10 protein-coding genes are annotated in these 12,578 nt (G+C 59.7%); all 10 read left to right on the top strand.

The features are described from left to right. Window positions 1-159: 159 nt before the first annotated feature. Window positions 160-1,155, top strand: coding sequence for an ornithine carbamoyltransferase (gene argF / locus DW151_RS07460; protein WP_117584234.1), 996 nt, complete (start codon window positions 160-162; stop codon window positions 1,153-1,155). 138 nt (window positions 1,156-1,293) lie between these two features. After that, window positions 1,294-2,781 (top strand): YfcC family protein, encoded by a 1,488-nt coding sequence (locus tag DW151_RS07455; RefSeq protein WP_369831459.1) that lies wholly within the window; start codon window positions 1,294-1,296, stop codon window positions 2,779-2,781. Between the two features lie 530 nt (window positions 2,782-3,311). Further along, a complete protein-coding gene (locus tag DW151_RS07450; RefSeq protein WP_117564670.1) occupies window positions 3,312-4,793 on the top strand; it encodes a DUF1846 domain-containing protein in 1,482 nt (493 codons plus the stop codon). Between the two features lie 256 nt (window positions 4,794-5,049). Continuing rightward, the gene (locus DW151_RS07445; RefSeq protein ID WP_117655154.1) at window positions 5,050-5,388 is read left to right on the top strand and encodes a hypothetical protein; all 339 of its coding nucleotides are present in this window, start codon (window positions 5,050-5,052) and stop codon (window positions 5,386-5,388) included. 178 nt (window positions 5,389-5,566) lie between these two features. Further along, on the top strand, window positions 5,567-7,228 hold the full coding sequence (locus tag DW151_RS07440; protein ID WP_006234274.1) for a CTP synthase: 1,662 nt from the start codon (window positions 5,567-5,569) through the stop codon (window positions 7,226-7,228). 2 nt (window positions 7,229-7,230) lie between these two features. Then, on the top strand, window positions 7,231-8,172 hold the full coding sequence (xerD, locus tag DW151_RS07435; RefSeq protein ID WP_199579918.1) for a site-specific tyrosine recombinase XerD: 942 nt from the start codon (window positions 7,231-7,233) through the stop codon (window positions 8,170-8,172). 462 nt (window positions 8,173-8,634) lie between these two features. Then, on the top strand, window positions 8,635-9,069 hold the full coding sequence (locus DW151_RS07430; protein WP_006234269.1) for a division/cell wall cluster transcriptional repressor MraZ: 435 nt from the start codon (window positions 8,635-8,637) through the stop codon (window positions 9,067-9,069). Window positions 9,070-9,089: 20 nt separating this feature from the next. Continuing rightward, complete coding sequence (rsmH, locus tag DW151_RS07425; RefSeq protein WP_006234266.1) at window positions 9,090-10,055, top strand: 16S rRNA (cytosine(1402)-N(4))-methyltransferase RsmH; 966 nt, start codon at window positions 9,090-9,092, stop codon at window positions 10,053-10,055. A 90-nt stretch (window positions 10,056-10,145) separates the two neighbouring features. Continuing rightward, window positions 10,146-10,616: a hypothetical protein gene (locus tag DW151_RS07420; RefSeq protein WP_022094483.1), complete on the top strand. Its 471-nt coding sequence runs from the start codon at window positions 10,146-10,148 to the stop codon at window positions 10,614-10,616. A gap of 182 nt (window positions 10,617-10,798) precedes the next feature. After that, the gene (locus tag DW151_RS07415; protein ID WP_370448024.1) at window positions 10,799-12,499 is read left to right on the top strand and encodes a peptidoglycan D,D-transpeptidase FtsI family protein; all 1,701 of its coding nucleotides are present in this window, start codon (window positions 10,799-10,801) and stop codon (window positions 12,497-12,499) included. The last annotated feature ends 79 nt before the right edge of the window (window positions 12,500-12,578 follow it).

Raw genomic sequence — 12,578 nt, 5'->3', positions numbered from 1 at the left:
GGCCGCGGCGGCCCGCGCTGCATGAGCATGCCCTTCTGGCGCGAGGACCTCTAAGTCTTTCCGTTTCCGGTGCGGTCCCCCTACAACCGCACCGGCTTCGCCCGTTAAACGGGCAACACTAATACTTACGTAATTCATTTCTTCGAAAGGAATCGAACCATGGGTGTTAACCTCTCCGGCCGTAGCTTCCTCAAGCTCCTCGACCTCACCACCGAGGAGATCGAGTACCTGCTCAAGCTCTCCAAGAACTTCAAGGACATGAAGCGCGCTGGCGTTCCGCACCGCTATCTCGAGGGCAAGAACATCGTTCTGCTCTTCCAGAAGACCTCCACTCGTACCCGCTGCGCCTTCGAGGTCGGCGGCATGGATCTGGGCATGGGCGTCACCTACCTCGATCCGGGTTCGTCGCAGATGGGCAAGAAGGAGTCCATCGAGGATACCGCCCGCGTTCTCGGCCGCATGTATGATGGCATCGAGTTCCGTGGCTTTGCCCAGGACGACGTCGAGGAGCTCGCTGCTAAGTCCGGCGTGCCTGTGTGGAACGGCCTGACCACCGAGTGGCACCCCACCCAGATGCTCGCCGACATCCTGACCGTCCAGGAGAACTTCAACTACGACATCAAGGGCAAGACCCTCGTCTTCATGGGCGACTGCAAGAACAACGTCGCTCGCTCCCTCATGGTCGTCTGCTCCAAGCTCGGCATGAACTTCGTGGCCTGCGGCCCCGAGGAGTGCATGCCCGCTGACGACGTCATCGAGGCCTGCAAGCCCATCGCTGAGGCTAACGGCTGCACCATCAAGCTGACCACCGACGTCAAGGACGGCGTCACCGGTGCCGACGTTCTCTACACCGACGTGTGGGTCTCCATGGGCGAGCCCGACGAGGTCTGGGCCGAGCGCATCGCTCAGCTCACTCCGTATCGCGTTACCTCCGAGGTCATGGCTATGGCCAACCCGGGTGCCATCTTCCTGCACTGCCTGCCCAGCTTCCACGACACCAACACCACGATTGGCGCCGAGAAGTGCGAGCAGTTCGGCATCACCGAGCAGGAGGTCACCGACGAGGTCTTCGAGAGCCCCGCTTCCAAGGTCTTCGACGAGGCCGAGAACCGCATGCACACCATCAAGGCTGTCATGTACGCTACGCTCAAGTAAGAGCATCTAGCATCTCGCTCGGGGTGCATTGCTGCGCACCCCGAGCGCTTTTGTCTGGTAAAAATCTCGCACTGAGCGACATGCACGGCACGGAAGAGCCGCTTAGGGCGAGATCAGTAAATGATTTATGAAGGGGGGATGAGAACTATGACTGAGACCGCTAAGAAAAAGCGCGGTATGCCTTCATCGTTCACCATTCTTCTTGCTCTGCTGGCAATCGTCGCGGTTGTTACCGTTATCGTCTCCGGTACGTCCGGTGGCGCGGTTACCGCTGCCCGCTTGAGCGATTTCTGCACCGCCCCGGTCAAGGGCTTCGCTGACGCTCTGCCCGTCTGCCTCTTCGTTATGATCCTCGGCGGCTTCCTCGGCATGATGACCGAGACCGGCGCCCTGGACAACGGCATTGCTGTTCTGGTGCAGAAGCTTAAGGGCAATGAGATCATGCTCATTCCCGTGCTGATGTTCATCTTCTCCCTCGGTGGTACCACCTATGGTATGTGCGAGGAGACCGTTCCCTTCTACGCCCTGCTCGCCGCCACCATGATGGCTGCTGGCTTCGACCCCATGGTCGGCGCTGCCACCGTCCTGCTCGGCGCTGGCTGCGGCTGCCTCGGCTCCACGGTTAACCCGTTTGCCGTCGGTGCTGCCGTTGACGCTCTGACTGGCGTTGGCATTGAGGTCAACCAGTCCATCATCATCGGCCTCGGTGCCGTCCTGTGGATTGTTACCACTGTTATGTCCATCCTCTTCGTCATGAGCTATGCCAAGAAGGTCAAGGCTGACAAGGGTTCCACCATCCTTTCGATGCAGGAGCTCAAGGACGCCGAAGAGGCTCACGGCAAGGCTGCTTCCGAGGTTCACAAGGAGGTCAAGCTCACCGGTCGTCAGAAGGGTGTTCTGATCGCCTTTGCCTTCACCTTCGTCGTCATGATCGTCGGCTTCATCCCGCTGGCCGACCTTAACGAGGGCGTCGCCAACTTCTTCGATGCTGGCGCTGTCTATGACGCTGACGGTAACGCCATCGTTCAGGGCTGGTCTGCCCTGATCACCGGCCTGCCCATTGGTCAGTGGTACTTCGACGAGGCTTCCACCTGGTTCTTCCTCATGGCTGTCCTGATCGGTATTATCGGCGGCCTGTCCGAGAAGCAGATCGTCAACACCTTCATCACCGGCGCTGCCGACATGATGTCCGTTGTCCTCGTCATCGCCCTCGCCCGTGGTATCTCCGTCCTCATGGCTAGCACCGGCCTCGACGTCTACGTCCTCGACGCTGCCGCCAATGCTCTGGCTGGCCTGTCCGGCGTGATCTTCGCTCCCATGAGCTTCCTGGTCTACTTCGGCCTGTCCTTCCTGATCCCCTCGACCTCCGGTATGGCTACTGTCTCCATGCCCATCATGGGACCGCTGGCTGTTAAGCTCGGCTTCTCGCCCGAGGTCATGGTCATGATCTTCTCCGCCGCCATCGGCGTCGTGAACCTGTTCACCCCGACCTCCGGCGCCATCATGGGCGGTCTTGCTCTGGCCAAGATCGAGTGGACGACCTGGCTCAAGTTTGCTCTTAAGCTCATCGTCGCTCTCTCCGTCGTCTGCGCCATCATCCTGACCGTCGCTTGCGTGATGCTCTAAGTACCCCTTGGGTACCCCACGGAAACCATGACGATCCTGTAAAGGATCACCTGGTCATCGTCTGTCCGGTGGGGTAACCCCACCGGTAGACTCCTACCTTTAGCCTCCTCCCGTTCCGTGCGCGGGAGGGGGCGCTCTTGTGTTCCGGCGTTTTACCAAACGCCGGAACCACTCGACGCTGCAAGCCCGCCAGAGCGGCAATCTGACGTTCAATCGTCGGGCATGGCCAAAAGGCCTATGCCCTCCTCTTTCACGTCACCTTGCTCGCTCTGGTGGGCTTTCGCTGACTTATGCTCAACCTGCGGCGTTTCCATTATTGATACAAAGGCCAGGTTTGTTTGAACCAAAAAGGGGAAGTTGCGGTGGAATATTTCCCGTTTGGTCGTCTTGAGGGGTTAAACGGGAACTATTTCACCGCAACTTATCGATGGCGTGTTTGGTTGGTGCCTGTTGGTGGCCAGGCCCTTGCGAGGGGCAGGCTCCGTTATAATCGCCTAGAACATTAAATGGAAACGGGACGGGAGCCATACATGCGCCAGGGTTTCGACAACGCGAAGTATATCGAGCTGCAGGCCGCTCATATTAAGGAGCGCATCTCGCAGTTTGGTGGCAAGCTCTATTTGGAGTTTGGCGGTAAGCTGTTCGATGACTATCATGCGAGCCGAGTGCTGCCGGGTTTTGAACCGGACAGCAAGTTCCGCATGCTCAAGAGCATCGCCGACGATGTCGAGGTTATCATCGCGATCAACGCGAACCACATCGAGAAAAACAAGGCTCGTGGTGACCTTGGCATTACCTATGACGAGGATGTGCTGCGCCTGGTTGACCTGTTCCGCGGCAACGGCTTTGCCGTCGCGGCTGTGGTTATCACCCAGTACGCCGGCCAGCCTGCTGCCGATGTGTTCCGCAACCGCTTGAACGCGCTCGGTATTCCCGCCAAGCTGCACTATCCCATCGAGGGGTATCCGCACGATGTCGATCTGATCGTGTCCGACGATGGCTACGGCAAGAACGAGTTTGTCGAGACCACGCGTCCGCTCGTTGTCGTGACGGCACCCGGCCCCGGCTCGGGCAAGCTCGCCACTTGCCTCTCGCAGCTGTATCACGAGCATAAGCACGGTACCGCCGCCGGCTATGCCAAGTTTGAGACCTTCCCGGTCTGGAATCTTCCTCTGACGCATCCGGTCAATATTGCCTACGAGGCCGCCACGGCTGACCTCGACGACGCCAATATCATCGATTCGTTCCACCTTGAGGCCTACAACAAGACCACGGTCAACTACAACCGTGACGTCGAGGCCTTCCCGGTAGTCCGTGCCCTGATGGAAAAGATCCTGGGCAAGAGCCCCTACCAGAGCCCTACGGACATGGGCGTCAATATGGTCGGCTTTGCCATCACCGATGACGATGCCTGCCGCGACGCTTCCAAGATGGAGATCGTCCGCCGCTACTTTACCGCGGTCGAAAATGTGCGCCGTACCGGCGTGGGCGATGAGCAAGTCGACCGTCTCAAGATTATTATGAAGAAAGCCGGCATCGATAAGAACTACTCACCGGCGCGCTCGGCGGCCCTCACCAGGGAGCAGCTGACGGGTGGTCCCGTGGGTGCCATGGTCATGCCCGATGGCTCCGTGGTGACCGGTAAGACCTCCACGCGCCTGGGCGCCGCAAGTTCGCTCATTATGAACGCCCTCAAGCATGTCTCGGGCGTCGACCTTGAGCTCGAGGTCATTAGCGATGAGGCGATCGAGCCCATCAGCAAGCTCAAGACGCATTTCCTGGGAAGTAAAAACCCGCGCCTCCACACCGACGAGACGCTTATGGCGCTGTCGATCACCTCGGCCACGAGTGAGACGGCCGCTCGCGTCCTTTTGGGCCTGGAGCAGTTGCGCGGTTGCGATGCCTTCTTTAGCGTGATCATCTCGCCGACGGACGAGACGGTACTGCGCAAACTGGGTATCAACGTGTGCTGCGAGCCCAAGTTTGAGCGCCGCGGTTTCTTCCATCGCTAAGTTTGAAGCACCGCGGTAATTGCATTGCATTTTGGCCGTATCGGGTTAGCGCCCGGTACGGTTTTTTGATCAATAAAGCGCCTATTTCGGCGAAAAATAGCCGTTTACCTGCCTAGAAACAATTTGAGCGGTATACAATAACCATAACTGTTTCATCCTTAGCGGGATGCCGCATGATGGATATTACCTGCCATCGTGAGGTGTGTCGGTCGCGCACGGCGCGTTAGATGCTCGTGCTCGGTTTGAGGAGGCTGCTATGGCGGGCAAGGGTCGTGCGAGTGTCAACGATATGAAGCGTGTCGAGGTGCTGGTGTTGATGGAGATCGCCCAGCAAACCGAAGACAATGGCGGGCCGTATGGTTTCTCGCGCAAAACGCTTGCCGAGCGCGTGGGGGTTTCGCCGTATCGTGCCCGCGCCGCAATCGATCGCTTGGATTCCGAAGGTATGATTGATGTCGTCTCGCGTTATAGCGACGACGGCGGTCAGCTTGCAAATGGCATTTGCCTCACCGAACGTGGTGAGTGGTATCTTGAGGGCGTCCGTACCGGCATGCTCGTTCAAGAAATGCTTGAGGACGAGGTTGCTGATCGATAGCAGCATGTAACCCTTGCCATAGCGACGCCGCCTGGGAAACCGGGCGGCGTTTTGTTTCAAGATCAAGAAATGCAATCGCACGCGAGAAAAATTGCGGACGGTCCGCGGCGCGAGTATTACAATGAAGACCCGTAAGATGTGGATAAACAACTTCTACGGGAAGCGCAGGTAACTCAATATGACCAAGCATGTGTTCGTAACCGGTGGCGTGGTTTCGTCCCTGGGCAAGGGTATCACCGCGGCCTCGCTGGGCCGTCTGCTCAAGTCGCGTGGCTACAAAGTAACGATGCAGAAGGCCGACCCGTATCTGAACGTCGACCCCGGTACCATGAGCCCGTTCCAGCATGGTGAGGTCTTTGTAACCGAGGATGGTTACGAGTCCGACCTGGACCTGGGTCATTACGAGCGCTTTATTGATGAGAACCTGACCCGCGATTCCAACTTTACGACCGGTGCCATCTACAAAAGCCTAATCGCCCGCGAGCGTCGCGGCGACTTTTTGGGCGGTACCGTGCAGGTGATTCCTCACGTCACCAATGCCATTAAGGATAAGTTCCGCCGCATCGAGGAGCAGACCGGCTCCGATGTAGTCATCACCGAGCTGGGCGGCACGATCGGCGACATCGAGTCCCAACCGTTTGTCGAGGCCATTCGTCAGTACCGCAAGGAGGCCGGCCCCGAGAACGTCTGCTACATCCACGTGTCGCTCGTTCCCTATATCGCCGCCGCCCACGAGGTCAAGACCAAGCCCACGCAGCATTCCGTCAAGGAGCTCCGCAGCTTTGGCATCCAGCCCGATATTATCGTGCTGCGCTCCGACCACCATATCGATGACGCTATCCGCGGAAAGATCGCAAGCTTCTGCGACGTCGACACCGATTGCGTCTTTACCAACGAGGACTGCGCGAGCATTTACGATGTTCCGCAGCTGCTTGCCGAGCAGGACTTTGACCTGCGCATTTGCGAGCGCCTGGGTCTGGATCCGCGTGAGCGCGACATGAGCGAGTGGAACGAGTTCCTGCGCAAACAGAATCACGCCAACCATCACGCCGACAAGGTGAAGATCGCCGTCGTGGGTAAGTACACGCAGCTGCCCGATGCGTACCTGTCGGTTATCGAGGCCCTGCACCATGCGGGCGTCTTCTACGATCGCCATGTGGACGTCCAGCTAGTCGACGGCGAGAGCCTCGACGAGCAGAATGTCTCCGAGGTTCTGGGCGACGCCTCGGGCATCCTGGTCCCCGGCGGCTTTGGCAAGCGCGCCCTGGAGGGCAAGATCCTCGCGGCCGAGTTTGCCCGTGAGCACAAGATTCCGTATCTGGGCATTTGCCTGGGTATGCAGGTCGCCGTGTGCGAGTTCGCCCGCAATGTCGTTGGCCTTGCTGGTGCCAGCTCCTCCGAGTTTGATCCGGACGGTCCGTATAGCGTCATCGATCTGATGAGCTCGCAGGAGGACGTGACCGAGAAGGGCGGCACCATGCGCCTGGGCGCCTATCCGTGCAAGCTCGCCGCCGATACTCTTGCTCGTGAGGCATATGGCGAGGAACTCGTCTACGAGCGTCACCGTCACCGCTTTGAGTTCAACAACGCCTTCCGCGACCAGCTCGAGGACGCCGGTTTGGTTATCTCGGGTTTGTCGCCCGACGAGCGCCTGGTCGAGATGGTCGAGCTGCCGCGCGACGTTCATCCGTGGTATGTGGCAACCCAGGCTCACCCCGAGTTCAAGAGCCGCCCGACCAACCCGCAGCCGCTGTTCCGCGAGTTCGTGCGCGCTTCGATCGGCCAGCACGAGGGTGTCGACCGTCTGCAAGTGACGCCCATGAACCTCGCTACGGACTAAGGGTGCCGGCGAATAAGGAACATACCGAAGCTACTCCCTCGTCGCTCGCCGTGGCGGCGGGGGAGTATCTCGATTACCTCGCGGTCGAGCGGGGCTTGGCGCGCAACACGATTGTGGCCTATCGTCGTGACCTGACGACGTACTGCGCCTATCTGGAGCGGGCGGGTATTGTGTCTTTTGAAGAGGTGACCCGTCAGGTCGTGGAGGGCTTTGTCGCCGATCGCCGCGGCGGAGGCTATTCCGACGCCTCGGTGGAGCGCGCGCTTGCTGCCGTGAAGGGCCTGCATGCCTTTTTGGTGCGCGATGGGGCCGTGGCCCAAAACCCGACGGCGGCGTTGCGCCTGCCTAAAAAGGCTGAGCGTTTGCCGGAGTATCTATCGGTGGAGGATGTCTCGGCGCTGCTCGATCAAGACTTTCCCGAGGGCGAGATGGGACTGCGCGACCATGCCATCTTGGAAGTGCTCTACGGATGCGGTTTGCGTGTGAGTGAGCTGGTTGGGCTCGATGTGGGCGATATCCATATTGACGATGGCTTTGTATTCGTTCGCGGTAAGGGCTCAAAGGAACGCCTGTCCCCACTGGTGGGAAGCGCGGCGCGAGCTCTGACGCTTTATGTAACTGAGGGACGTTCTCGCTTGGCGGCCCATGCCCGCGGAACCGAGACCTCGGCGGTCTTTTTAAATAAGAACGGACGTCGCCTGTCGCGCCAGGCCGTGCATGCGATATGCGAGCGGTATGGGCGTCAGGTGGGGCTGGTGGGGCTCCATCCCCATACCTTGCGCCACTCCTTTGCCACCCACATGCTCGCGGGCGGTGCCGACCTGCGTGTGCTGCAGGAGATTTTGGGCCATGCCGATATTTCGACCACCCAGGTCTACACGCATGTCGACCGAACGCAACTGACCGAGGTCTATCTGGCGGCGCATCCGCTAGCACATCGCTAGCACCTCGCTGACCTGCATATTTATAAATACTAAAGGGGACGGGCCCCAGATTGCCGAGACGCACTTTTGCGCGCATGGGCAATCTGGGGCTCGTCCCATTTTTCGCTAGACACCGACGCGGCGGTGGGCCGTGTGTACCGTGGGTGGGGGAGTTTGGGGGCGATGTGAACGGCGTGTAAAGGGACGTAAAAATCGCCTCAAGGTCAACTTGAAGGTTGAGGTTCGCGGGCGTGGCTCTACAGGTGGCATCCCGCCTTTGCTGCAAACACAACATATTGTGTTTTCGAACATATGCTCGGGGGTGTTTTACAACATATTGGGGGTGGAATAGTGGGGAGGGGTGGGGGAAGGGGTGGGGAAAGGTGTTGAAAAATGGGGCGGTTCCCCATATTATTAATGACGTTGACAGGCGGGGTGGTTCCCCGCGTACGTGCCATCTGAGTAACCGAGGGGAGGGCGCACATGGGAATGACTGGTGCATACGAGCGCAATCTCGATGCAAAAGGTCGTCTGTCCCTGCCTGCACCCCTTCGCGAGGAGCTCGGAGAGCACGTTCGCGTGTTCAAAGCCCTGGATGTCGATGCTCTGTACGTGTTCTCTGCCGAGGCCTTCGATAAGTGGGTCGAAGGACTCTTCGCGGGTCGTGAGGGCCACGAGGGTTTTAACCCGCGTGACATTAATGACCAGAAGCTCATGAGGGCGATCAACAAGCGCACCACGTCGATGGACGTGGACAGCGCCGGTCGTATCGGTCTTTCCGAGTCTCTCCGCAAGCAGGCGAACCTCGACCGCGAGGTCACGGTTGTGGGCAACTACGACCACCTTGAGGTTTGGGATCGCGCCGCGGCCGATGAGGACGATGACGATGAGGCCCTGCTGGACCTCTTCTTCTCGTAAGGGCAAGGCACGGGTAACGGATGGAGCGTGGGATCTTGACACAAGAATATCGGCATGAACCTGTCATGCTCGGCGAAGTGCTTGAGTCGCTGCGGCTAAAGAGCGGCTCCGTTGTCTGCGATTGCACCCTTGGCGGTGCCGGCCATTCGGTAAAGATGGCCGCGCAGGTGGGGGAGACGGGCCTTTTGCTCGGCGTCGACCAGGACGACATGGCCCTCGAGGCCGCTGGCGCCCGTCTGGACCGCGAGGTTCCCGGCGTTCCGCACCAGCTGCTGAAGGGCAACTTCGGCGACTTGGACGAGCTGCTTTGCTCGGCCGAGGTGCCCGGGGTCGATGGCTTCCTGTTCGATTTGGGCGTTTCGTCACCGCAACTCGATATCCCTGGAAGGGGCTTTTCGTATAACGAGGACGCCCCATTGGACATGCGGATGGATCCGGGTAATAACACCTTAAACGCAGCTGAGGTCATCAACACCTATAACGAACACGACCTCGCCCGGATTCTACGCGTCTACGGCGAAGAGAAGTTCGCCTCGCAGATCGCGCGCGAGATCGTGCGCCGCCGCGAGCAAGAACCGATCGAAACCACCGGCCAATTTGTCGAGATCATCAAGGCGGGTATCCCGGCTGCCGCTCGTCGGCATGGCGGACACCCGGCCAAGAAAAGTTTCCAGGCCATTCGCATCGAGGTCAATCACGAGCTCGATGTGCTCGAACGAGGGCTTGATGCCGCCACCAGGTGGCTCAACCCGGGCGGACGTATCTGCGTCATCTCGTATCACTCGCTCGAGGACCGTATCGTAAAGAACCACTTTAAGGAGATGAGCCAGGGGTGCACGTGTCCGCCGGAGATTCCGGTGTGCGTGTGCGGCAACGTGCCGATACTCAAGGTCATCACCCGCAAACCCTTGGTTGCCCAGCCTGATGAGGTTGAGCGCAACCCTCGGGCGAGATCAGCCAAAATCCGCGTGGCGCAGCGTCTGTAGGCACGACCGCGCGATATTGGACCTCCCGCTCGCACCATAAACGAAGCTTAAACACACTACCAACGTACTCGGGATGGGAGGCGGCATATCATGGGCTACAACACTTCAAGCGCAGCACTCGCCTATGATATGAACGCCATGCCCGCCTATCGTGAGACGCCGCAGGCCCCCGTTGCTCCCCGTGAGCAGCGCACGCCGCGCTTTGATGTCTACACGGGCGCGGGCCGTCAGGCAAACCAGGCGGTAAGCCCGGTTTTCATGAGCGTTCTTAAAACGTTTTGCATCATTGCGGCCATCTTCATGACGATCGGCGTCGCCCGCGTGGCGCTCGCCGGCGTTACGGCCCAGGTGCTCAACAGCAACGCCGAGCTTACCAACACGCTCGAAAAGGCGACCGATGAGAGCTCCGACCTGGAGGTCATGCATTCGGTCTATGGCGCCGACACGCGCATTCGCGACCTTGCGGGCGCTTACGGCATGGTGGAGCCCAGCGAGAGCGTTACACTTGACTTTTCGCAGGATGCAGCCGCGGGCGCCAACGCGACCGCGACCGCTCAGTAGCAAGACGGTAGCTGAGTATGACAAATGACTATCGCCGCGGTTCCGATGGGGGCCGCGGTTCTGGACGTCCCTCGTCGCGGGGGCGTTCTGGTTATCAAGGAACGGGTCGGCAATCTTACAACGCCGGGCAGTCCCGTGGCAACGACCCGGCGTCGCGACTTTGCGGCTCGGGCGGCCCCCAAGTGCATAACACCAGGTCGCGCAAGAGTTCGTCGACCGAATGGCTCACAGGCACGCCTCTGCCTCGCCGCAAAGCCGTCATGGGCTTCATTGGGCTTGGCTTGGGCTTGGGCGTCTTTCGCCTTGCCGACTATCAAATTGTCGAAGCCGATAAACTGCGCGAGCGTGCCGATGCGCGCCGACTGCTTGCGCAGACCCTCTATGCCAAACGCGGTACCATCTACGACCGCAACGGTAACGTGCTGGCGTCGTCGGTCGAATGTCGCAACATCGCCGTGAACCCGCAGCTTGTCGAGGATGTTGACAAGACGGTGTCGGCGCTGGTCAAGGCAACTGGAATCGATAAAAAGACCTGCCGCAAGCTCGTTGAGTCCGATGGAACCTGGGTGTATATCAAGCGCCAGGTGGACGAAGACGATGCTGCGGCGCTGGAGAAGAAGAACCTGCCCGGCGTGCTTTTTGAGCAGGCTATGAAGCGCGTATATCCATACGGCAATCTGGCATCGCAGGTGCTGGGTGTAGTGAATGTAGACAACGACGGCTTGACGGGTCTCGAAAAGCAATACAACAAGCTTCTGACCGGTACGAACGGTTCTCTCGTACGCGAACGCGCGAGGGACGGCAGCTATATCGCGGGCGGTGCCTATAAAAAGGTGGCTGCGGTCGACGGCGTTGATATCGTGACGACGCTCGACGTCAATATCCAGCGTGCGGCCGAGGATGCCCTGGCAGAGGCTGTCGAGAAGACTAAGGCCAAGAACGGCTCGGCTTTGGTCACCGACCCCACGACCGGTGAAATTCTCGCTGCTTGCTCGTACCCGACTTACGACCAGACCGATCTGGAAAACGCCAAGACCGAGGATATGAACCTGCGCCTGGTCACCGACGCCTACGAGCCCGGCTCGGTCTTTAAGACGCTCGTGGCGGGCGCCGGCTTCGACTTGGGTGTCGTGCGGTCGAGTACGTCGTTTGAGGTGCCGGCGAGCATCAAGGTGGGCGACGATACCGTCACCGATGCCGACAAGCGCGACTATGCCATGACCATGGATGTGCGCGAGATGATGCGCCGTTCGTCCAACGTAGGCTTTGTCCTGGTGGGGCGCAAGATCGGTGCCGACGACTTTGCCGCCTATGTGGACAAGTGGGGCATCGGTCACAGCTCTGGTGTCGATTTTCCGGGCGAGAGCCTGGGCATCGTCAAGGAGCGTGACCAGTATGACGGCGCCACGCTGGGCTCGATGAGCTTTGGACAGGCGCTGTCTGTCTCGCCGATTGAGATCGCACGTGCCGTGGGCGGCATCGCCAACGGCGGCGTGATGATGACCCCGCACTTCTATAAGTCCAGCAAAGGTGACGAGAAGGACTGGGGCGAAGGCGAGCGCGCGATTTCGGAGGATTCCGCATCCCAGGTGACATCGTGCATGCAGACGGTCGTGTCGGAGGGAACGGGCGTTGGCGGCGCGGTTGACGGCTATGACGTGGCGGGTAAGACCGGTACGGCCGAACGTGCCGACGAGAACGGCGGCTACCTCAAGGAGAACTACATGTCGTCCTTTATGGGCTTTGCACCGGCACAATCGCCCAAGGTGCTGTGCTATATCACGCTCGACGGAACGCCGAGCGGCTCAGATGCCGCTGCGGTTCCGTTCCAGTTCATTATGGCCAACGCGCTCGACGTGCTGGGTATCCCGCACACGAAGTAGGGGGTTACAATCTTTGGGGCGTGGTTTGTTGTCCCATATGAGGGGTGTTCACATGCCCTGCACCACGCATACGCGGCGC

It is taken from the genome of Collinsella sp. AM13-34 (genome assembly GCF_003473055.1).
Classification (GTDB): domain Bacteria; phylum Actinomycetota; class Coriobacteriia; order Coriobacteriales; family Coriobacteriaceae; genus Collinsella.
The sequence above is the reverse complement of the archived record's forward strand: the minus strand, read 5'-3'. Positions and strand labels throughout refer to the sequence as shown.

Bases quoted from the DNA above. Each gene is read 5' to 3' on its own strand.
- argF (WP_117584234.1), top strand. From the start codon at position 160: ATGGGTGTTAACCTCTCCGGCCGTAGCTTCCTCAAGCTCCTCGACCTC.
- DW151_RS07455 (WP_369831459.1), top strand. From the start codon at position 1,294: ATGAGAACTATGACTGAGACCGCTAAGAAAAAGCGCGGTATGCCTTCA.
- DW151_RS07450 (WP_117564670.1), top strand. From the start codon at position 3,312: ATGCGCCAGGGTTTCGACAACGCGAAGTATATCGAGCTGCAGGCCGCT.
- DW151_RS07445 (WP_117655154.1), top strand. From the start codon at position 5,050: ATGGCGGGCAAGGGTCGTGCGAGTGTCAACGATATGAAGCGTGTCGAG.
- DW151_RS07440 (WP_006234274.1), top strand. From the start codon at position 5,567: ATGACCAAGCATGTGTTCGTAACCGGTGGCGTGGTTTCGTCCCTGGGC.
- DW151_RS07430 (WP_006234269.1), top strand. From the start codon at position 8,635: ATGGGAATGACTGGTGCATACGAGCGCAATCTCGATGCAAAAGGTCGT.
- rsmH (WP_006234266.1), top strand. From the start codon at position 9,090: ATGGAGCGTGGGATCTTGACACAAGAATATCGGCATGAACCTGTCATG.
- DW151_RS07420 (WP_022094483.1), top strand. From the start codon at position 10,146: ATGGGCTACAACACTTCAAGCGCAGCACTCGCCTATGATATGAACGCC.